The following is a 20,759-nucleotide window of genomic DNA, read 5'->3' on the forward strand; positions in this document are numbered from 1 at the left end:
GGCGGAGCCAAATAGCAAAGAGCGAAGCACTCAACAATTAGGCAAAGAGCGAAGCACTCAACAATTGGGCGGAGCCAAATAGCAAAGAGCGAAGCACTCAACAATTAGGCAAAGAGCGAAGCACTCAACAATTGGGCGGAGCCAAACAAAAACAAATAAAAAAAAACCCTGCTATCGGCAGGGTTTTTTCTTTGTAATATCTGGAGTATTACTTCTTCAACGGAGAGTCTATATCATGTTGTTTGTGCAGTTCAATATAGTGCTGGTCTAAGGCTTCGGAATCTTTGTATTTTACGCGCAATGCAGCCAATTTGGTTTTTAGCGCAGCAACAATGTCCGCATACTCCGGATCGTCATACACATTATTCATTTCGTTGGGATCCTTTTTACGATCATAAAGCTCCCACTCATCAATATCATAGTAAAAATGGGCCAACTTATAGTCTATGGTTACAATGCCATAATGTCTTTTTACCTGATGCACCGCAGGGTATTCGTAATAATGGTAATATACAGCATCTCTAGTCCAGCTTTCATGGTTTCCGGTGAGTAAGGGCATAAGACTTTCTCCTTGCATGTCTTTCGGAGCCTCTATTTGGGCAGCCTCTAAAAAAGTTTGCGCAAAATCTAGATTTTGTACCATTTCCTCGTTGGTGATTCCGGCTTTTATTTCATTGGGCCATTTAATGAGCAATGGCGTTTTAAAAGATTCATCATAAATAAAACGTTTGTCGAACCAACCGTGTTCTCCCAAGTAAAAACCTTGATCAGAGGTGTAGACCACCATGGTATTGTCCGATAGTTTATGTTCATCCAGATAATCCAATACCCTGCCCACGTTATCGTCTACAGAAGATACACAGGCCAAATAGTCTTGCATATAGCGTTGGTATTTCCATCGCATTTTTTCCTCTAAGGTCATGTTTGGCCAATTTTTCTTAAAATCTTCGTTAATGATGTCCAAGACAGGATCATACAATGCCTTTTGCGCTTCGTTTGCACGTCTGTAAGGCAGGTAAAACCCGTCGGGATATTCGCGCACCACAGGTTGTAAGTTCTTCATGGCTGCGGTGGTTTCTGGCCTAATTTTGCTATCGTGGTTGTACATCATATCATACAACAAATTCATTTCCGCAGTTTTGGCTGCCGTGCCCCTATTGGCGTAATCATCAAAAAGGGATGCTGGTTCCGGGAATTTTTTGGTCACAAACTCCTTAAATTTTTCGGGACTTGGCCACCAAGGACGATGCGGGGCCTTATGAAGGTACATAAGCATAAATGGCTTTTCGCTATCCTTGTTTCTGTCTAACCAATTGATGGTGAGGTCGGTGATAATATCCGTTACATAGCCCGTAATGGTAGTGTCTCCCTTGTTGGTTATAAAATCTGGATTAATATAGTTGCCTTGTCCGGGTAAGATCATAAACTCATCTACGCCTTTTGGACTGTTTCCAAAATGGAGCTTTCCAAACATTGCTGTACTGTATCCGGCTTTTTGAAATAATTGCGGAAAGGTAACCTGGGTAGAATCAAAATGCATTATGTTATCGATCTTCCCATTGATATGGGTGTGCTTGCCAGTAAGAATGGTAGCTCTGGAAGGTGCGCATATAGAATTGGTAACACTGGCGTTGGTAAAGGTAATGCCCTCTTTCGCGATCCGATCTATATTGGGGGTCTCTATCAAATGATCGCTATAGTTACTTATCGCCTGATAGGCATGGTCATCGGACATAATGAAGATAATATTGGGCCTTTCCTTTGGTAATACAGCTTCCTTTTTTTCAGCACAGGCGCAGATTATAAGCAGTGCGATAATAGTTATTAGAACGGTTGGCTTTGTTTTCATAAAAAGGACGTTGTTGGTTAAAATGATCACTTGTAATTGGTGTAAAACTAAAGATAGTAAAATAATGAGGCAACCAGGGGTCATTTGGTAAAATGACACAAAAAACCATACGTTTTTTAAGATTGGAAATGGGCCGCTGTATGCTTATCCAAGTGCTGGGTCATGGTATCGCTTTGTTTACAGGGTATAAATACCTAATTTTAGGCCCTAAGTCTATATGCCGTTGAACCCGCTCAAAAAACTTTTTAAACAAACCTTTATTTATGGTTTGGCAACGGTGTTGCCCAGAATGTTTTCTTTTCTTTTGGTTCCGTTATACACTTACGTTTTGGAAACTTCTGGCTATGGCAAGGTTTCGGTAATCTTTGCATGGTTCGCTATTTTTAATGTAATACTGGCCTATGGAATGGAAACGGCTTTTTTTAGGTTTTACAGTAATACAGCGGAAAAAACGAAGGTAGTATCTACCTCGTTAATCTCTATTTTAACAACCACCTTGGTCTTTGTTATCCTAACGCTGTCATTCCAAACCAATTTGGGAGAGGCATTAAATATAGACGCTAAATACATACAATATGTAATATATATTCTGGCTTTGGATGCACTGGTTGTGGTACCGTTCGCTTGGCTTAGGGCTAACGAGAAGCCAACAAGATATGCCCTTATTAAAATCGCCAATGTAACTATTAATTTATGCCTCAATGTATTTTTTCTTTTGGGGCTCCCCAATCTGGTGCAAGCAGATCCGGACAGTCTTTTCAGTGCCGTTTACAAACCCAATTTTGAGATATCCTACATCTTCATATCCAATCTAATTGCAAGTGGTATTACACTTTTGTTAATGGCTCGTGTATATATTAGATCGTCCTATGTTTTTGATAAAAGGATTTGGAAGAAGATGATAAGATACTCCATGCCCGTTATGGTGGCTGGTATTGCATTTACCATTAACGAGGTGTTTGATCGTGTTCTTCTGAGCGAGTTATTACCTTCTGATATTGCGGAAAGCGAAATAGGAAAATATTCTGCATGTTACAAATTGGCCCTATTTATGACTTTGTTCGGTACAGCGTTCCGTTTGGGTATAGAACCCTTTTTCTTCAGTCATTTTTCTACGGAAAACCCTCAGAAAGCCTATGCGCAGATTACCAACTATTTTGTAATACTGGGCAGCATAATATTATTGGCAGTTATAGTTTTCGCCGATGTGCTGAAAGTATTTTTAATCCCGAACGCGGCATATTGGGAAGCCATGCAAGTGGTTCCGCTAATTATCCTCGCCAGTTTCTTTTTGGGCATATACCACAATCTATCCGTATGGTACAAGGTAACGGATAAAACCAAATACGGTGCTTACATATCGCTTATCGGCGCGGTGCTTACCATCCTTATAAACTATGCATTTATCCCTAAATGGGGCTACGTGGCCTCTGCAATAGCCACATTGGTTGCTTATGGAAGTATGATGCTGATGTCCTATGTTTTTGGCAGAATGTACTATCCGGTACCCTATAATCTGAGAAAAATACTGTTTTACCTCTTAATTTCCGTACTATTTTCTGTGTTGTCTTTTTATGTCTTTAACCGTAATTTAATAGTAGGGAGCGTATTACTTTTAGTATTTTTGGGCTTGGTTTACAAGCTTGAAAATGACAAACTAAAAAAAATATTTTTAAAGAGATGAATGTCAAAATAATCAATAGATCTAACAATGCCCTTCCGTTTTATGAAACTGAGGCATCTGCAGGAATGGATCTTAGGGCCAATATTTCCGAGCCTATAACGTTACAACCTTTAGAGCGTACCATTGTAAAGACCGGACTATTTATAGAGCTGCCCATAGGATATGAGGCCCAAGTAAGACCTAGAAGCGGATTGGCTGCCAAGAAAGGTATTACCGTGCTTAATGCTCCCGGTACAATTGATGCGGATTATCGAGGGGAGGTTGGCGTAATTTTAATCAATCTTTCCAATACCAGTTTTACCATAGAACAGGGAGAACGTATTGCCCAAATGGTAATTGCCAAACACGAAAGGGCCCAATGGGAAGAGGTTAAGGAGCTTTCCGAAACGGTCCGGGGGGAAGGAGGCTTTGGAAGCACTGGTGTAAAATAAAAATCTTTAAAAACCCTATAATTTTAAAGCACTAATTAATGAAAATAATAGTCCCAATGGCAGGCAGAGGGTCGCGGTTAAGACCCCATACCCTCACCGTTCCCAAACCCCTTATTCCAGTTGCTGGAAAACCAATAGTGCATCGTTTGGTAAGTGACATTGCCAAGGTCCTCGACCAAGATATTGAGGAGATTGCCTTTATTCTTGGAGATCCTGCTTTTTTTGGTCAGGATGTAGTAGACGATCTAGAAAAATTGGCAAAAGAACTTGGTGCCAAATGCAGTATTTACAGACAATTAGACCCCAAAGGAACCGGACACGCCATTATGTGCGCAAAAGAGTCCTTATCCGGGCCGGCGGTCATCGCATATGCCGATACGCTTATTAGGGCCGATTTTAACCTTGACAAGACTGCTGATAGTGTAATATGGACAAAAAAAGTGACCAACCCCGAGGCATACGGTGTTGTAAAACTGAACGAAAGAGAAGAGATTACCGAATTGATAGAAAAGCCGAAGACTTTTGTAAGCGACCAGGCGGTTATCGGAATCTATTACTTTAAGGATTTAGGAGTACTCCGTAATGAGTTACAATATGTGCTGGACAATAATATTCTTAACGGCGGAGAATATCAAATCAATGACGGCATAAAAAGAATGATGCAAAACGGTAAAATCTTTAAGACCGGTGCAGTAGATGAATGGATGGATTGTGGCAATAAAAATGTTACCGTGGAAACCAATAGTAGAATGTTGGGCTTTTTAAAGACCGATGGGGAGCAATTGATTCATAATTCTGCACTTATGGAAAATTCCCGTATAGTGGAACCATGCTTTATTGGAGAGAACGTAGTTCTTAAAAACAGTAACATTGGCCCCAATGTTTCCATTGGCAGTAACACGGTTGTAGAAAATTCGTCAATAAAGAACAGTCTTATACAAAATCAGAGTAAAATACATAACGCCGATTTGGACAATGCCATGATAGGTAATCATGTAATCTTTAACGGTAACTTTGATACGATCAATATTGGGGACTATTCGGTAGTGGAATAATTATTGTGGTGATTGAGGATAATAAAATCATTGAAAAGGCTCTAAACATGAAAACAATTTTGTGCCTGCTATTTACTTGTCTGGTGCTATTGGGGATACCCATGCAGCTTCTTGCGCAAGAAATTGAGGAAAGTGCCGAAGTTTCTTTAGAGACCTATTCCGATGAATTTCAAGAGCGTTTTTTTGAGGCGCTTAAGCAAAAGGGCATTGAGAATTACGATAAGGCCATAAACTTGTTGTTGGAATGCAAAAGGATACAAGCGGCCAATGTGGTAGTAGATCACGAATTGGCGAAGGCCTATTTGGCGGATAAGCAGTACCTGCTTGCACAAGATCATGCAATTTTGGCCATTAACGAAGAACCCAACAATCTGTGGTATTTGAATACTTTGGTAGACATTATACAGCAGCAGGGGAATACCCTCGAAAGCCTAAAAGAACAACTTCCTTCCAAGAATAATGAGTTTCAAGAAAACTTGGCACTGATCCATTATCGTAACGGAAATTACAAAGCGGCCTTAAATGTACTGAACGGTATTAAAAAGACTTCCTTTTCCAATGAATTGGCGCTAAAAATCCAAGATTCTATAGATCAAAAGGAAAAGAGCGCCAGGGAACCTGCCTTGTCAACCAAAGTAAATATAGAAGAAAGTCCTTTGACGGGATATAAATCCAAAATCATGGAACTGATTAATTCAGAGGATTATAAGACCTTAGAAATTATCAGTGCCGAAGCTTTGGAAAGCTTTCCATCACAGCCTTATTTTTATTATGCACAAGGTTTGGCACTTAATAAAAATGGCAAGCATACACTTGCCGAAGGAGCCTTACTTTCCGGATTGGATTATCTGTTGGACGAGCCGGAATTGGCCAACAATATCTACAGGGAATTGTCCGTAACCTATACGGCATTGGGAAACACATCCAAGGCAAATATGTATCTTCGTAAAATAAAACCTGGTTCTTGATATGATAAAGGGTGATATGATAAGGACGCGGAAATGGTTCTCACTTATTGTTTTAATACTGCTGGTGGTTTCCTGTAAATCCAGTAAAGTACTTTCCGAAGGCAAGGTCGATGAAAACCTATCGGCCAAAGCCATTATAAAAAGCCACTATAACAACCAAATGCAATTTATGACCCTCAGCGGAAGGATGAAGATAGATTATTCCGATGGTGGATCTGCGCAGGGCTTTAACGTTAGCTTCCGGATGGAAAAAGACAAGGCGGTTTGGATAAGTGCACCCTTAGGCCTGGTAAAAGCGTATATAACCCCACAGCGGGTTACGTTCTACAACAAATTGGAAAACGAATATTTTGATGGTGATTTTACCTATCTCAGTAATTTATTGGGTACGGAGCTAGATTTTGCAAAAGTGCAAAACCTACTCTTGGGAGATGCACTTTTAGACTTAAGGGAAGAGAAATACCTTGCAGATATAATGGGGGATAACTACCAGTTAAAACCCAAAAAAGCGGGAGATCTATTCAAGATATTGTTTCAGATAGAGCCAAAGAATTTTAAAATGGCGGGTCAGCAACTTTCCCAGCCCTGGGAGCAAAGGTTGTTAGAAATTGCATATAAAAACTATCAAGAAATCAACGGCCGTGTTTTGCCCAATGACATTAGTATTGTGGCCATAGATAAGGATAAGAAGAACACTATAGGCATTCAATATAAAAATATTGAGTTTAACAAACCATTGAATTTTCCATATAAAATACCGAAAGGTTTTAAAGAAATTGTGTTGAAGTAAGATGAGAGCTAAGTTTTCCTATCATATTTGTTTGCTGCTTGTTACGCTATTTTTAGCACAGGTAACAGGCCATGCTCAAACAAATGAGCAGAAGGCTTTGGAGGCAAAAAGGGAAAGGCTTCAAAAAGAAATACAGGATATAAACCGTCTTTTGTTTGCCGAAAAGAAAGAAAAGGGCAATGTGCTAGATCAAATGGAGTCCTTGGACAAAAAGATCAACGTACGGCAACAATTGATCCGGGTCACCAATCAGCAATCCAATCTTCTAAACCGTCAGATCAATTCCAATATCCGAAACATTGGAAAATTAAGGGCAGACTTAAAACTTCTAAAGGAAGAATACGGCATATTAATACAGAAATCCTATGCAAACAGATCGCAACAGAGTAGATTAATGTTCTTATTGTCTTCCGAGAACTTTTTTCAGGCTTTTAAACGTCTTCAGTACATGAAGCAGTATACCAAATATCGGAAGGAACAAGGAGAGCAGATTGTAACCAAAACCAGCGAGCTTACAACACTAAATAGGGAACTAACAGATCAGCGCAAGATAAAGGATCGCCTAATTGTAGAAAACCAGTCGGCCAAAAGAGAGCTGATGAAGGAGATGAATGCGCAAAAAAATCTACTGAGTTCAATTAGGCAAAATGAAAGTAAATATGCCGCTGCAATTCAGGCAAAGAAAAAAGAAGCCCGAAAAATAGATCAACAAATAGAGAAACTTATCCGTAATGCCATTGCCGCTTCTAACAAAAGGGCGGGCAAAACATCGCGTAGCGATCGTTTTATACTTACTCCGGAGGCCAAAATCTTGGCCAGCAACTTTTCCGCTAATAAGGGAAGGCTGATCTGGCCTGTGGAAAAAGGAATTAAAAGTCAAGGATTTGGGGTATACAAGGATGCGGTCTATCCCGGGATAAAACATCAAAACAATGGGGTGATCATTTCAACAGATCAGGGGGCCAAGGCCAGAGCGGTGTTCGAAGGTGAAGTAATTGCCATACTAGCAGTGCCAGGAGGCAATAAAGGTGTACAAATAAAGCATGGTAACTATATAAGTACCTACTATAACCTTTCCAATTTGTATGTAAAAAAGGGCGATAGGGTAGCTGCCAAAGAAGAGTTGGGCGAGGTAAATACCAATCGGTCTAATGGGAAGACACAACTAAAATTCTATTTGTATAAAGACACAACTCGCTTAAATCCAGAGGATTGGGTATATCAATTATAAACCACGCAAGCATATGACGGCAATAACGGACTTAAAAGGAACCTTCACTCTAAATAATGGAATTGAGATGCCCTATCTTGGGTTAGGGGTCTATCAATCAGAAAACGGTCAAGAAGTGGTAGATGCCGTAAAATGGGCATTGGAAGCAGGTTATCGGCATATAGATACCGCATCAATTTACAATAATGAGGAGGGCGTAGGACGCGGAATCGCAGAGAGCCCAATTGATCGTTCTGAGATTTTTGTGGTAAGTAAAGTATGGAATTCAGATCAAGGATATGATACAACGTTAAAAGCTTTTGATGCTAGTCTTAAGCGACTTGGGTTAGATTATTTAGACCTTTACCTCATACATTGGCCGGTTGCTGGGAAATACAAGGAAACATGGCGTGCCCTGGAATATCTGTATCACCAGAAACGCATACGTGCCATTGGGGTCAGCAATTTTATGCAACATCATCTCGAAGATTTGTTGACCGACGCTAAGATTACGCCCATGGTAAACCAAATGGAGTTTCACCCCTACGTGGTTCAGCAAGACCTGATTGATTTTTGCAGGGCCAAAGGAATTCAGTACGAAGCATGGTCACCGTTTATGCAGGGTAAGGTATTTGGGCTTCCCATTTTTAAAGAATTGGCCCAGAAGTATAACAAATCCATTGCCCAAGTGATTCTTCGCTGGGATTTGCAGAAGGGGGTGATCACTATTCCAAAATCTTCCAAAAAAGAACGTATAGTGGCCAATGCAGATGTTTTCGATTTTGAAATTTCATCCGAAGATATGATGGTTCTGGACAATATGGATCGGAACGAAAGAACAGGTCCGGATCCTGACAATTTTGATTTTTAAGAGCTATCCGGACTAGGAGGTAAACAATGCCTTTAACTCTGTAGCCTCATTTGGTTGCATCTTGCCGGCAAGCACCAAACTAAGTTGCTTTCTTCGTAAGGCAGCATCAAACCGGTCTTTTTCCAAATCGGTCTCCGGGGATAATTTAGGAACCTCGGTGGGTTTCCCAGTTTCATCAACGGCCACAAAAGTGTAAATGGCCTCATTGGCTTTTGAACGTTCACCGCTAAAGCGATCTTCCATCCAAACATCAATAAAGACCTCCATAGAGGTGCTAAAAGCCCTGGACACTGCCGCTTCCACAGTAACAACACTGCCAAGAGGAACAGCCCTATTAAAAGCTACATGGTTTACAGAGGCCGTTACGGTAATCCTTCTACTATGCCTACGCGCAGCAATACTAGCTGCCCTGTCCATTCTGGCAAGAAGTTCACCGCCAAATAGGTTGTTAAGCGGATTGGTCTCACTTGGGAGCACCATATCCGTCATTATTGTTCTGGATTCACTAGGAGTCTTTGACCGCATTTCTTGGAATTTGCGCAAAGATACATCCGTTAAAATCTAAATTAAAGAAGTAGTGATAAATTATTTTAGGGAAAGAAGCCAAGCTTCGCTAGATTCTGTTCGTTTTATCTTCCTCAGAAACTCCAAGGCCTCTGTGGCATCGTCAAAACTTGCAAATGAAACCTGATGCAGGCCGTATTTATTGGCCCCAAGATTGGAGGCATTAAATCCTCTTCTTTTTAATTGACGAACTTTTTTATCGGCATTTTCCGAAACCCTGAAAGCCCCGGCAATAATATGGTGCCTGCCGCTTATCTTTTTTTCCACCTTAACCGTTAGGCTGGGCAATTCCAAAGGAGTGGTGTTAAAAAAGGTAGCTTCCTGAATGTTTCTGGAAACCTGAACCTGGGCTTCTTCCACTGCAATTTGTTGCGAAGTAGCGTTTTGATCATATAAACGGTAACCACTAAGTCCTGTGGCAAATGCCAAAAGAAGAATAGCTGCATATTTAAGATAAGGTCTAAAAGAAGTCCTTTCCCTTTGCTCAGTGGTAATGATGAACGGAATTTTCTCTTCGAGCGTTACCACCTCTTCTTTCAAAACTTCCCTGGATACCGGAATCGAAACAAAAGAGGAAAGCCCATAGGAAGAAGTAAGGTAATTTACCTGATAGGAAGGTTGAAATTGAATGTTTCCCTCCTTGCTCAAGGATAACTCCCCAATATTGGGCAACAACAGTTTTTCCGTCCGCAGCTGTCTCTTCCAGTTTTTTACAATTTTGTTCAGCTTTTGAAGTGTCTCCTCGTACGTTGTATTTTCTGCATCGGCTATATAGGAAACCAACAGACCATCATTGGAGGACAATTGTTGATTAAACGAAAGTTCCTTGCTGGGAGGGTAAAAACTATGGGTGCTTTTATTGATAATCGCCGATTTCATTTGGGTTAAAAATGCCCCAAACTCTGGTACCACCACACAATTGTAACGATACAGTAATTCTCCTATATAAAAGTCTACTCCCATCAGAACAAAGATTATAAAAAATACAAAAGTTCGAAACTCAGGGCATAACTTTTTATTAACATTATATTTTATTTATTTTGTCAACAACTTAACCTACGATTTAAATGACTGATAATGAGTTAATTGCAATTCTTAGATTGCAAAACGTTCCCAATATCGGCGATATTACCGCCAAAAAGCTCATTGCCCATTGTGGTAGCCCAACGGCAGTTTTTGAGGATAAAGTGCAGCACCTACTAAAAATAGACGGTATTGGTACACTTACTGTAAAGCATTTGCAGAACACGGTTTATTTAGAGCAGGCCAAGGCAGAACTACGCTACATTAGAGACCGCCAGATAGCCTGTACCTATTTTATGGACCACGACTACCCAAATTATCTAAAACATTGCTTAGATGGCCCTATTTTGCTCTTTAGAAGAGGTAACATTGCCTTAAAGCCTCAGCGTATCATTAGTATTGTGGGTACAAGAAACATCACCAATTATGGGAAGGCATTCTGTGAAGCATTTATAGCCGATATTGCTCCCTTGGACCCCATCATTGTAAGCGGTTTTGCGTATGGCGTGGATATCTGTATACAAAAAGCCGCGGTAAAACATGGTTTACAAACGATAGGATGCTTGGCGCACGGCCTAAACCAGATGTATCCAAAGACGCATGCAAGGTATATTGCAGAGGTAGAGCGGCATGGTGGGTTCTTAACCGAGTTTTGGAGTACCAGCACCCCCGAACGCGAAAATTTTCTTAAACGTAACCGCATCATTGCAGGGATGAGCGAGGCCACCGTGGTAATAGAATCTGCAGAAAAAGGGGGTAGTCTGGTTACAGCGGATATTGCCCATAGCTATAACAAGGACGTCTTTGCGGTGCCTGGGCGTGCCCAGGATAAATATAGCATGGGCTGTAATAATTTGATAAAACAACAAAAAGCACATATGCTAACCTCGGCCGCGGATCTCATTTATATGTTGAATTGGCAAATTGATCAAAAAGAGGGGAAAGCAGTACAAAAACAATTGTTTGTTCCCATGGATGAAACCGAAAAAGCGATTTACGACTATCTTCAGCAAAAAGGGAAACAACTTTTAGATAGTATTGCCTTGGAATGCAAGCTTCCTATCTTTAAGACTTCTTCTACCTTACTTAACCTGGAAATGAAGGGGATGATTAGGCCTTTGCCCGGAAAATTCTTCGAAGCCATCTAATTTTTTTACAAACCTAGTGGTCGGTATGGAGATTTTTTATCGTGTTTTGGTTTAGTATACAGGGCATTTTATCGATGAAATACCTTTTTAACGCCAATTTTGTGGAAATTATCAATAGAAATTAAAAGTAAAAACCGACCAAGTGGTTTGTTTTGCCATTTTTTGCGCATAGATTGATGGCTAAAGGTTTTGTAGGTGGTTTAACCAAGAAATATGCCAATTTCCTGGCTTGTATTCAGAAACAAACCTAAGGAAAGGACCTATCTTAGAGAAATAACTTGGTAGGTAAGATATCGATAAACTAATACCCCACCTTCCCCCGTACACGGAGCAGTACTTCGTTTGCCACTTTTTTTGCCTTGTTGGCCCCTTTCTCCAAGGCCTCGTCAATTTCTTCCAAATGGTTCATATAATAATCAAACTTGGTTCTGGCGTCGGCATACTTTTCTACAATAAGATCATAAAGAGCCTGTTTGGCATGTCCATAACCATAGTTTCCATTTAAATAATTAGTACGCATTTCGGAGATCTGTGTCTCGGTCCCCAATATTTTGTAAAGTGCAAATACATTATCGGTATCCGGGTCTTTGGGATCTTCCATGGGAGTACTGTCCGTAACAATGCCCATAATCTGTTTGCGGAGTTTTTTATCAGATTGAAAGATATCGATGATATTGCCCTTGCTTTTGCTCATTTTAGCTCCATCTGTTCCTGGCACGTACATGGTATCATCTTGTACTTTTGCCTCCGGCAGCACAAAGGTCTCTCCCATCTGTGCATGAAAACGCGATGCTACATCTCGGGTCATTTCCAAATGTTGAAGTTGATCTTTACCTACGGGAACAATATGGGCATCGTAAAGCAAAATATCCGCTGCCATTAGCATAGGATAGTTAAAAAGTCCGGCATTTACATCTTCCAAACGATCTGCCTTGTCCTTAAAGGAGTGCGCAAGTGTTAATCGCTGATAAGGGAAGAAACAGCTTAGATACCAAGCAAGCTCCGTTACTTGGGGAACATCGCTTTGCCTATAAAAAACCGTTTTATCAATGTCCAAACCAAAAGCTAGCCATGTCGCCGCAGTGGCATAGGTGTTGTTACGCAGTTCTTCCCCATTTTTTATTTGAGTTAGCGAATGCATATCCGCAATAAACAAAAAAGACTCGTTCTTCGGATCCTGGGCCATTTTTATCGCTGGAGCTATAGCGCCCAAAATGTTTCCCAAATGTGGGATGCCTGTGCTTTGTATACCGGTAAGGATTCTTGCCATTTGAAGAGATTAAAATAAAAACAAAGGTAACAGAAATGACCTAATAGCCGTTACCCGCGCAAGGTAAAATATCAACTTAATATACCAAAAAGTATTTTCTTATAAAGTGCCATATTACATGGGTTTCCGCATAAATATGTCACAATGATAATGTAAAATATGGGTGAAGCATTAAAAATGCCCCAAAAAATACTCTCGAAAATCGCTACTTTTGGCTCCATGCTTTCCTTTTTCAGAAAAATTGGACATACGTTATACCGCATTTGGTTTTATGTGTTGGTAACGGTACCCATACTTTTGTTTTTCCCGCTGTTATTGGTATCCACCCTTTCGGAAAAGTGGTATCGACAGTTTTTTTGGCTTGCCCGTAATTTATGGGCCGCACCTATTTTATATGGCATGGGTTGTTTTCCTAAAATTACTCGGGAGGGTAAAATGGAAAAAGGGAAGAGTTATATGTTGGTGGCCAACCATACCAGTATGTTAGATATTATGATGATGCTTAGGGTGAGTAAAAACCCCTTTGTTTTTGTTGGCAAAAAAGAGCTGGTAAAAATCCCCTTGTTCGGGTTCTTTTATAAAAGGGTATGCATCATGGTAGATCGGGAAGATAGTGGAAGTAGAACAGGCGTTTATATACGTGCCAAAAGAAGATTGGGCCAAGGGTTAAGCATTTGTATTTTTCCGGAGGGGGGCGTTCCAGAGGAGCATATCTTGTTGGATGAATTTAAGGACGGAGCCTTCAAAATGACCATTGCCCATAAAATACCAGTAGTGCCCATTACTTTTTATGACAACAAAAAGCGTTTTTCTTTTACTTTTTTTAGTGGGGGGCCAGGCAAGGTAAGGGCAAAGGTACTTCCGTTCTTTGAAACCGATAAGCTTGTGGAAGAAGATAAACCAAAACTTCGCGAGGCGGTAAGAACGGTAATTCTTAATGAGCTTAAAGCAGATCTTGGACAATAAAAAACGCCCTGCTGAGTAGCAGGGCGTTTAAGGCGTTGCCGCGTTAGCAACAACTAACCTAACCAACATCTTAAAACTTAAAATTAAGGCCACTATAAATACCTACCGAAAACGGTCTAAAATCTCCGGCGGTATCGGAAAAAGTATTTAACTGATATTTAAATACAGGTTCTAAGTTTAATTGCACTTTTGGTGCAAATTTGTAATTTATTCCAACACCCACATTAGTGCTAAAGTTTACACTGTTGAGGTTGTTGGCCTCTCCTACATCTGTGGCAAGGCCATCAGAAATAAGGGCAATGGAGTTATCTACTAGGAATAAGGAACTTACCCCTCCAATGAGGTTAACCCCAACCTTTTTGTCCACTAGGGCATAATTAAGCTCCAAAGGAACCTCCAAATACCCAAATTCTTGTACCATTCTTCCATCCAGGGAAGGTGCTGCAGCATCAAATTCGAATATTGCTGCCTGCGAAGCTGGCTGTTTCTCCGTTTTGCTCTGAACAACAAGATTTCTAGAACTGGCGGCATAATTGATATTATCAATAACGTCACTGGTAGAGGCATCTATGGATGAAGAGAAAACTATTTCATTGGTATCGTACCCATAATCTACCTTATGTACCCCGGTACGCACACTTAATCGTTTACTAACATTATAAGCCACGGACAGACCATAACTAAAATTAACATTACCCGACTTTGAGTTGGACGCAAAGTTGGAATGAATTGGAGAACCTTCCCCAAAAGAATCAAAATATACAGGCGCAACACTTGGGCCAACGGACCATTTGCCCGATCCGTTTTCGGCAACAATAATTTCCTCCTCTTGCTCGGCAATGGCTTCAAAAATTGATTTTTTGTTATTCTCTTCCAATAGTTCCGTTGTTTTTTCGGGTTCGGCAACGGTGTTTTCTGCAACGGCATCTTTGTTTTTTTCCTTAAACCCCGCCTCATCAACTACCTTTTCCAATTCTATGGCCTTTTCGGTTTTGGTAATATCAACATCGGTTACATCGGCATCGCGGTTTTCCAATAGTTGGTTTGTATCTGGTTTGTTAGGTGCTTGCCGTGCTTCCTTTTCCAAAATATCCGTTGTGCTAACTGCTGCAACTTGTGTGGTTTCTTGATTTGTTTTTTCTTTCCCAATTTTTGAGCTGCCCTTATCCATATTCTTTTTGGAATCGGCTATTTTCTTTTCGTCATTTACCGAAAAGGAGGGCGTATTTTTTTTGTGCGTGCGGTCGTTATCCTGATTTTTGGTTTGGTTGTCCAAGGCCTTGCTCTTTGGAGCATCGGCCACTTTTTCGGTGTCCTTATCCGATAAGATAAAATTATCTTCCTTCTGTGTTTCCCCTTCTTGAGACTCGGGGGAATGGTTATTTTCTGTGTCCGTAATTACAGCATCAACCGTACCTTGGTCACCCAAGGGGTTAAATACATAAAATACGATGGCCAATAACGCAGCCACACCGCCAAGTTTCCACCATATGGGGATAACCTTTCGGTTTTTTTCCTTTTTGTCCAAAGAGGCTTCAATGGCCTTCCATACTTTTTCGTTGGGAAGTTCATCGAAGTCCTTAAACTTCCTTTGAAACAAATTATCTATTTTCTTTTCACTCATACTGCAATGAATTATGCAATGTTTATTTTTTTATGTGCGTTCATATAATTCTATATCTATCGGTAACTGTTAAACAATTCCACCTAAAAAAAAGATGAGCATGCCTACAATGACCTTGGTTCTGTCGTTTTCTATTTTTTCCCTCAAAATTGTTCTGGCTCTAGCAAGATTGGATTTGGAGGTACCTAAGGAGGTGCCTAACAGCTCACCAATTTCCTTATGTGAATGCCCATCCAAAACATATAAATTAAAGGTTAGGCGGTATTTGTTTGGTAATTCCTGAATATAACCAAGCAAGGTGGCCAGACTAATCTCTTGGAATTCCGAGTCTACCTCGGATTCTTCCTGAATGTTTTCGGAAACTAGAGTCAAAGGATCTTCTTTTCTATATTTTTGGAGCACAGTGTTTACTGTTATCCGTTTTATCCATCCTTCAAAAGAACCTTTGAATTTAAACTGGTCTATTTTGTCGAAGATGGTCATAAAACTGTCGTGAAGGTTATCCTCGGCCTCCGTTTTGTTGCGCGAATATTTAAGGCATATACCGAACAGTATACTCGAATATCGTCGGTATAGCTGTTCCTGTGCTTTTCTATTGCCCTTTTGGCAACTGTTTATGAGTTCTTCTAGACTCAAATTATTGTTGGTTAGATTATGGTTTATTTAATTGGTGGGGTCGTTTACCGGCACTTCAATCTCTAGATACTGTTGTTCACCGTTTTCATCTTCCCCCGTCCAAAAGCGGAAAAGGTAGGTATCGGAAAACAGTACGGTAAAATCAAAGGAAGCTTCAACTGTGTCGGTCAACTGTGTACAGACCAAATCAGTCCTTTGAGAACCGATAACAACAACATTTCTAGTAGTAGTATCCGGGTTGTCAATTTCGAAACCCCGAAAGGTGGTACAACCATCGGGTAGTGAGTACGTGACCGTTATTTTATGAGTCTCATTGAGATCGAAAGCATCCGGGACTTCCGCACTCAAGACCCGTAGGGCCACAAAATTAAAGTTTGGACCATCGTCATCTAAATTGCAAGAACTAAATGCAAATAAGGTCAAAACAACTAACGCAAACAAAAGAATCCTCTTCATAACCATCTAGAATTTTTTCTTTTAAGATGTTAGATAAAGATAAAGGTTGCGTTTTTAGAGCAGAACGCTATATTTTTCTAGCTCTTAACAGCACTTATGGCTTCTTTAATTTTGGCCTCCAGCTCTTCGGATAGTTCTGGGTTGTCTTGCATTAAAGCTTTAACGGCATCCCTGCCCTGCCCAAGTTTGGTGTCGCCATAGCTGAACCAAGAGCCACTTTTCTTAACAATTTCATACTCCACGCCAAGATCTAGGATTTCACCAACTTTGGAAATTCCTTCGCCGTACATTATATCAAATTCGGCAGTTCTAAATGGCGGGGCAACCTTGTTCTTTACCACTTTTACCCTGGTCTTGTTTCCTTGTACACCACCGTCCGTATCTTTTATTTGGGTAGACCTTCTTATGTCTAGACGTACGGAGGCATAAAATTTAAGGGCATTTCCACCGGTAGTGGTTTCCGGATTACCGAACATTACCCCTATTTTTTCTCGCAATTGATTTATAAAAATCACCGTACAGTGCGTTTTGCTGATAGAACCTGTCAGTTTCCTTAATGCCTGGGACATTAGTCTTGCATGCAGACCCATTTTGGAATCGCCCATTTCCCCTTCTATTTCACTTTTAGGGGTAAGTGCGGCAACAGAATCTATAATTACTATGTCTATGGCGCCAGATCGGATTAGGTTGTCAGCTATTTCCAGGGCTTGTTCTCCATTATCGGGCTGTGAAATAATCAAATTGTCAATGTCAACACCTAGTTTTTCGGCATAAAAACGGTCAAAGGCATGTTCGGCATCAATGAAGGCGGCAATACCGCCATTTTTTTGAGCCTCGGCAATGGCATGCAAGGTAAGTGTAGTTTTACCAGAGGATTCCGGACCATAAATTTCTATGACACGTCCTCTAGGGTATCCGCCTACGCCTAAGGCTATGTCCAAGCCCAATGAACCGGAAGGAATAACCTCCACATCTTCAACTACGCTATCGCCCAATTTCATTACGGCCCCCTTGCCATAGGTTTTATCCAGTTTATCCAACGTAAGCTTAAGCGCTTTTAATTTTGCATCTTTTTCCGAACTCATTTTATACCATTTTAGGGACGCTAAATTACCATTTCTTTTTGCATATCGCAACGGCCACGCAACCTTTTTGGAAATTACACATCTAATTGAAAAACGTTAAAAAAAATAGTGCCGTTTTCTTAAAAAATACCATAACCGGTATGGGTTATGGGCCACGGTGGTCACGTCTCCCTTAAATTCTATGAAAAAGAAAAATAAAGGAGTGGCCTTAAAAGAGCCTTGAATTTTCAAGGCTCTTTTTATTTAATTTACTGATTATTATTATTTTTGCGCATTAATCTATTCTTTAACTTAACTATTGGTATAGCATGCAACTGTACAATACCTTAAGTGCAAAGGAAAGGGAGGCCCTTATAGAAAAGGCGGGCAAAGAACGCCTCACCATCTCTTTCTACAAATATGCACATATCCACAACCTATCTATTTTTCGCAACCATTTGTTTGTTCATTGGAACGAACTAGATGTTTTGGGACGCATTTATGTGGCTCACGAAGGAATCAATGCACAGCTATCCGTGCCTGCTGAGAACTTTTCGGGGTTTAAGGAGCATTTGGATAGTATTGGGTTTTTAAAAGATGTTCGTCTTAACATTGCGATAGAACAATACAACAAGTCTTTCCTAAAACTAAAGGTAAAAATCAGGAATAAAATAGTGGCGGACGGACTTAATGACGATACTTTTGATGTTACCGATAAAGGAATCCATGTAGACGCGGAAAAATTCAATGCACTTATTGAGGATCCCGATACGGTATTGGTAGATATGCGAAACCATTACGAAAGTGAAATAGGACATTTTAAAAATGCTATTACCCCAGATGTAGATACTTTTCGCGATTCTTTGGATGTAATTGAGAACGACCTGGCCGATTATAAAGAGGATAAAAAACTGGTGATGTACTGTACCGGAGGCATTAGATGTGAAAAGGCCAGTGCCTACTATAAACACAAAGGTTTTAAGAATGTATTTCAGCTCGAGGGTGGTATAATAGAATACACAAGACAGGTAAAAGCACAAAATCTTGAAAACAAGTTTTTGGGCAAGAATTTTGTATTCGATCATCGTCGAGGAGAGCGTATCACCCAAGATGTAATTGCAAATTGCCATCAATGTGGAGCACCTTGCGATACCCATGTAAATTGTGCCAACGAAGCTTGTCATCTATTGTTTATACAGTGCGAATCCTGTGCAAAAAAAATGGACGATTGTTGTTCACAAAACTGCAAGCAGATTCATGCATTGCCTTTTGAAGAGCAGAAAAAACTAAGAAAGGGAAAAACGGTGAGTAACAAAATCTTTAAGAAAGGGAGATCTGAAGTATTGAAATTTAAAAAATGACGGTTGCTTTACGGTTATCGGCACTTTCCCAATTCTATGGATGTATTTCGCTCGCCTAACAATTTATACTATCTTTACCTTTAAGTAAAATTATGAACCTATTTCGATAAAAACGGGGTGTTTTTACCGAATCAAGATACAAAATATGGGTTGTAGCAGTTGTTCAACTGGTAAAGACGGACAACCGCGTGGCTGCAAGAACAATGGCACTTGTGGTACCGATGGTTGTAATAAACTAACAGTTTTTGATTGGCTTTCCAATATGTCTCTTCCAAGTGGGGAAAAGTCCTTTGCCGGAGTTGAGATCCGTTTTAAAAACAGCAGAAAAGAGTTTTTTAAGAATACGGAAAATCTAACGCTTTCCATTGGGGATATTGTGGCCACTCAGGCCAAAACAGGACACGACGTGGGCATGGTAACCCTTACCGGGGAGTTGGTAAAGGTGCAGATGAAATTGAAGAAAACCGATATTGATCATGAGGATACCTTAAAGATATATAGGAAAGCAACACAGAAGGATATCGATATTTGGCAAAAATGCCGGGACCGCGAAGAAGAAATTAAAAAAAGAGCAAGGGAAATAGCCATAATATTGGGGTTGCAGATGAAAATCTCTGACGTGGAATTTCAAGGAGACGGGTCAAAAGCCACGTTTTTTTATACTGCGGAAGAGCGCGTTGATTTTAGGCAGCTAATAAAGGATATGGCAAAGGCCTTTGGTATCCGAATAGAAATGAGGCAGATCGGCTATAGGCAGGAGGCCCAACGTTTAGGAGGTATAGGATCTTGCGGAAGAGAACTGTGCTGTTCAACCTGGTTAACAGATTTTAGATCCGTTAGTACATCTGCCGCCCGCTATCAGCAACTTTCCCTTAATCCCCAAAAGTTGGCCGGGCAATGCGGTAAGTTAAAGTGCTGCCTAAATTACGAGCTAGATATGTATTTGGAAGCTCTAAAGGATTTTCCTTCACAAGACAGTAAATTATTCACGGAAAAAGGATTGGCCTTTTGCCAGAAAACAGATATTTTTAAGGGCATACTTTGGTTTTCCTACAAGGATGAACCAGCCAATTGGCATACGCTGACAGCCAATCAGGTTCATGAAATTTTGCGGAAGAACAAAGCCAAAGAAAAGGTGGCCAGCTTAGAAGAATACGCCGTTGAAAATCTTCAGGAAGAAAAAACGGTATTCGAAAATGTTGTTGGACAAGATAGCTTAACCAGATTTGATAAACCCAAACGTAAGGGCAAAAGGAACAATAATAAGAAAAGAAGGAACAATAGGAAAAGACCTGCCAAAAATGCGTAAGTACCTCTTTGCTTTACTACTTTTTAGTTTGATCGTTTCTTGTAATCAAAATACGGTCCGTTCAGAATATCAAACGATTTCCAATGGCAATTGGGAAAAGGACGCCGTGGTACAGTTTACCTTTTCCGAAATGGATACCACCCAAACACACCATATCTTCATAAACCTTAGGAACGACGAGACTTTCCCCTATAGCAACCTTTTTCTAATCGCCGAACTTGGTTTTCCCAGTGGGCAAACCGTTAGGGATACCTTAGAATACGAAATGGCACTTGCAGACGGAAAATGGTTGGGCAAGGGATACGGAAGCATTAAAGAGAACAAATTTTGGTACAAGGAAAACATCGTTTTTCCTTCCTCTGGCGTATATACTTTGCAACTGTCACATGCTATGCGAAAAAATGGGACAGTAGATGGTATTGTGGACCTAAACGGTATCACGGATGTAGGTTTCGAAATTGAAAAGAGTAATCAATAAAC

At 40.4% G+C, this 20,759-nt stretch carries 20 protein-coding genes; 12 read left to right on the forward strand and 8 right to left on the reverse strand.

Annotation, left to right across the window (positions count from 1 at the left end; translation table 11 throughout):
• Positions 1-208: 208 nt before the first annotated feature.
• Positions 209-1,849 (reverse strand): sulfatase, encoded by a 1,641-nt coding sequence (locus ACEQ81_RS03405; RefSeq protein WP_411029442.1) that lies wholly within the window; start codon positions 1,847-1,849, stop codon positions 209-211.
• 223 nt (positions 1,850-2,072) lie between these two features.
• Between ACEQ81_RS03405 and ACEQ81_RS03410 the strand changes: the two genes are divergently transcribed.
• Genes ACEQ81_RS03410 through ACEQ81_RS03440 form a run of 7 tightly spaced genes read left to right on the forward strand, consistent with a single transcriptional unit; the run spans position 2,073 to position 8,858 of the window.
• The gene (locus tag ACEQ81_RS03410; protein ID WP_411029443.1) at positions 2,073-3,533 is read left to right on the forward strand and encodes a lipopolysaccharide biosynthesis protein; all 1,461 of its coding nucleotides are present in this window, start codon (positions 2,073-2,075) and stop codon (positions 3,531-3,533) included.
• Positions 3,530-3,964, forward strand: a complete 435-nt coding sequence (dut, locus tag ACEQ81_RS03415; protein WP_411029444.1) for a dUTP diphosphatase — start codon at positions 3,530-3,532, stop codon at positions 3,962-3,964. The genes ACEQ81_RS03410 and dut overlap by 4 nt, the downstream gene beginning before the upstream one ends.
• Before the next feature lie 38 nt (positions 3,965-4,002).
• Positions 4,003-5,019: a sugar phosphate nucleotidyltransferase gene (locus tag ACEQ81_RS03420; RefSeq protein WP_411029445.1), complete on the forward strand. Its 1,017-nt coding sequence runs from the start codon at positions 4,003-4,005 to the stop codon at positions 5,017-5,019.
• Positions 5,020-5,066: 47 nt separating this feature from the next.
• Entirely contained in the window at positions 5,067-5,987 is a 921-nt protein-coding gene (locus ACEQ81_RS03425; protein ID WP_411029446.1) for a tetratricopeptide repeat protein, read from the forward strand.
• A 1-nt stretch (position 5,988) separates the two neighbouring features.
• The gene (locus ACEQ81_RS03430) at positions 5,989-6,777 is read left to right on the forward strand and encodes a DUF4292 domain-containing protein (protein ID WP_411029447.1); all 789 of its coding nucleotides are present in this window, start codon (positions 5,989-5,991) and stop codon (positions 6,775-6,777) included.
• A 1-nt stretch (position 6,778) separates the two neighbouring features.
• Entirely contained in the window at positions 6,779-8,008 is a 1,230-nt protein-coding gene (locus tag ACEQ81_RS03435) for a murein hydrolase activator EnvC family protein (protein ID WP_411029448.1), read from the forward strand.
• A 13-nt stretch (positions 8,009-8,021) separates the two neighbouring features.
• Positions 8,022-8,858 (forward strand): aldo/keto reductase, encoded by an 837-nt coding sequence (locus ACEQ81_RS03440; protein WP_411029449.1) that lies wholly within the window; start codon positions 8,022-8,024, stop codon positions 8,856-8,858.
• Positions 8,859-8,870: 12 nt separating this feature from the next.
• Here ACEQ81_RS03440 and ACEQ81_RS03445 read toward each other — a convergent pair whose 3' ends face one another.
• Together ACEQ81_RS03445 and ACEQ81_RS03450 are read right to left on the reverse strand one after the other, a co-directional pair.
• Entirely contained in the window at positions 8,871-9,383 is a 513-nt protein-coding gene (locus tag ACEQ81_RS03445; RefSeq protein ID WP_411029450.1) for an acyl-CoA thioesterase, read from the reverse strand.
• Between the two features lie 60 nt (positions 9,384-9,443).
• Positions 9,444-10,385, reverse strand: coding sequence for an SPOR domain-containing protein (locus tag ACEQ81_RS03450; protein ID WP_411029451.1), 942 nt, complete (start codon positions 10,383-10,385; stop codon positions 9,444-9,446).
• A gap of 104 nt (positions 10,386-10,489) precedes the next feature.
• On the opposite strand from ACEQ81_RS03450, the gene dprA reads away from it, so the two are divergent.
• Complete coding sequence (dprA, locus tag ACEQ81_RS03455; protein ID WP_411029452.1) at positions 10,490-11,593, forward strand: DNA-processing protein DprA; 1,104 nt, start codon at positions 10,490-10,492, stop codon at positions 11,591-11,593.
• Between the two features lie 301 nt (positions 11,594-11,894).
• Here the strand turns inward: dprA and trpS are convergent, their stop codons facing one another.
• Positions 11,895-12,863 carry a tryptophan--tRNA ligase gene (gene trpS / locus ACEQ81_RS03460; RefSeq protein WP_411029453.1) on the reverse strand — a complete coding sequence of 323 codons (969 nt, stop codon included), beginning with the start codon at positions 12,861-12,863 and terminating at the stop codon, positions 11,895-11,897.
• Between the two features lie 219 nt (positions 12,864-13,082).
• On the opposite strand from trpS, the gene ACEQ81_RS03465 reads away from it, so the two are divergent.
• Positions 13,083-13,829 (forward strand): lysophospholipid acyltransferase family protein, encoded by a 747-nt coding sequence (locus ACEQ81_RS03465; RefSeq protein ID WP_411030365.1) that lies wholly within the window; start codon positions 13,083-13,085, stop codon positions 13,827-13,829.
• 70 nt (positions 13,830-13,899) lie between these two features.
• Here ACEQ81_RS03465 and ACEQ81_RS03470 read toward each other — a convergent pair whose 3' ends face one another.
• The 4 genes from ACEQ81_RS03470 to recA all read right to left on the reverse strand — a co-directional run bounded on the left by ACEQ81_RS03470 (position 13,900) and on the right by recA (position 17,630).
• On the reverse strand, positions 13,900-15,453 hold the full coding sequence (locus tag ACEQ81_RS03470) for an outer membrane beta-barrel protein (protein ID WP_411029454.1): 1,554 nt from the start codon (positions 15,451-15,453) through the stop codon (positions 13,900-13,902).
• 69 nt (positions 15,454-15,522) lie between these two features.
• Positions 15,523-16,089, reverse strand: a complete 567-nt coding sequence (locus ACEQ81_RS03475) for an RNA polymerase sigma factor (protein WP_411029455.1) — start codon at positions 16,087-16,089, stop codon at positions 15,523-15,525.
• 27 nt (positions 16,090-16,116) lie between these two features.
• Positions 16,117-16,545 carry a hypothetical protein gene (locus ACEQ81_RS03480; protein WP_411029456.1) on the reverse strand — a complete coding sequence of 143 codons (429 nt, stop codon included), beginning with the start codon at positions 16,543-16,545 and terminating at the stop codon, positions 16,117-16,119.
• Positions 16,546-16,622: 77 nt separating this feature from the next.
• Positions 16,623-17,630, reverse strand: coding sequence for a recombinase RecA (gene recA / locus ACEQ81_RS03485; protein WP_411029457.1), 1,008 nt, complete (start codon positions 17,628-17,630; stop codon positions 16,623-16,625).
• 308 nt (positions 17,631-17,938) lie between these two features.
• On the opposite strand from recA, the gene ACEQ81_RS03490 reads away from it, so the two are divergent.
• The 3 genes from ACEQ81_RS03490 (at position 17,939) to ACEQ81_RS03500 (ending at position 20,757) form a co-directional block, all read left to right on the forward strand.
• On the forward strand, positions 17,939-18,970 hold the full coding sequence (locus tag ACEQ81_RS03490) for a rhodanese-related sulfurtransferase (protein WP_411029458.1): 1,032 nt from the start codon (positions 17,939-17,941) through the stop codon (positions 18,968-18,970).
• Positions 18,971-19,115: 145 nt separating this feature from the next.
• On the forward strand, positions 19,116-20,279 hold the full coding sequence (locus ACEQ81_RS03495) for a stage 0 sporulation family protein (protein WP_411029459.1): 1,164 nt from the start codon (positions 19,116-19,118) through the stop codon (positions 20,277-20,279).
• Entirely contained in the window at positions 20,272-20,757 is a 486-nt protein-coding gene (locus tag ACEQ81_RS03500; protein WP_411029460.1) for a gliding motility lipoprotein GldH, read from the forward strand. Before ACEQ81_RS03495 ends, ACEQ81_RS03500 begins: the two co-directional genes overlap by 8 nt.
• The last annotated feature ends 2 nt before the right edge of the window (positions 20,758-20,759 follow it).

Origin of the sequence: Spongiimicrobium sp. 3-5, assembly GCF_046557915.1 — a bacterium.
Lineage (GTDB): Bacteria > Bacteroidota > Bacteroidia > Flavobacteriales > Flavobacteriaceae > JBHEBG01.

Excerpts from the sequence above, each read along its gene's own strand:
- ACEQ81_RS03405 (WP_411029442.1), bottom strand. The coding sequence starts at position 1,849 with ATGAAAACAAAGCCAACCGTTCTAATAACTATTATCGCACTGCTTATA.
- dut (WP_411029444.1), top strand. The coding sequence starts at position 3,530 with ATGAATGTCAAAATAATCAATAGATCTAACAATGCCCTTCCGTTTTAT.
- ACEQ81_RS03420 (WP_411029445.1), top strand. The coding sequence starts at position 4,003 with ATGAAAATAATAGTCCCAATGGCAGGCAGAGGGTCGCGGTTAAGACCC.
- ACEQ81_RS03425 (WP_411029446.1), top strand. The coding sequence starts at position 5,067 with ATGAAAACAATTTTGTGCCTGCTATTTACTTGTCTGGTGCTATTGGGG.
- ACEQ81_RS03430 (WP_411029447.1), top strand. The coding sequence starts at position 5,989 with ATGATAAAGGGTGATATGATAAGGACGCGGAAATGGTTCTCACTTATT.
- ACEQ81_RS03435 (WP_411029448.1), top strand. The coding sequence starts at position 6,779 with ATGAGAGCTAAGTTTTCCTATCATATTTGTTTGCTGCTTGTTACGCTA.
- ACEQ81_RS03440 (WP_411029449.1), top strand. The coding sequence starts at position 8,022 with ATGACGGCAATAACGGACTTAAAAGGAACCTTCACTCTAAATAATGGA.
- ACEQ81_RS03445 (WP_411029450.1), bottom strand. The coding sequence starts at position 9,383 with ATGCGGTCAAAGACTCCTAGTGAATCCAGAACAATAATGACGGATATG.
- ACEQ81_RS03450 (WP_411029451.1), bottom strand. The coding sequence starts at position 10,385 with ATGGGAGTAGACTTTTATATAGGAGAATTACTGTATCGTTACAATTGT.
- dprA (WP_411029452.1), top strand. The coding sequence starts at position 10,490 with ATGACTGATAATGAGTTAATTGCAATTCTTAGATTGCAAAACGTTCCC.
- trpS (WP_411029453.1), bottom strand. The coding sequence starts at position 12,863 with ATGGCAAGAATCCTTACCGGTATACAAAGCACAGGCATCCCACATTTG.
- ACEQ81_RS03465 (WP_411030365.1), top strand. The coding sequence starts at position 13,083 with ATGCTTTCCTTTTTCAGAAAAATTGGACATACGTTATACCGCATTTGG.
- ACEQ81_RS03470 (WP_411029454.1), bottom strand. The coding sequence starts at position 15,453 with ATGAGTGAAAAGAAAATAGATAATTTGTTTCAAAGGAAGTTTAAGGAC.
- ACEQ81_RS03480 (WP_411029456.1), bottom strand. The coding sequence starts at position 16,545 with ATGAAGAGGATTCTTTTGTTTGCGTTAGTTGTTTTGACCTTATTTGCA.
- recA (WP_411029457.1), bottom strand. The coding sequence starts at position 17,630 with ATGAGTTCGGAAAAAGATGCAAAATTAAAAGCGCTTAAGCTTACGTTG.
- ACEQ81_RS03490 (WP_411029458.1), top strand. The coding sequence starts at position 17,939 with ATGCAACTGTACAATACCTTAAGTGCAAAGGAAAGGGAGGCCCTTATA.
- ACEQ81_RS03495 (WP_411029459.1), top strand. The coding sequence starts at position 19,116 with ATGGGTTGTAGCAGTTGTTCAACTGGTAAAGACGGACAACCGCGTGGC.
- ACEQ81_RS03500 (WP_411029460.1), top strand. The coding sequence starts at position 20,272 with ATGCGTAAGTACCTCTTTGCTTTACTACTTTTTAGTTTGATCGTTTCT.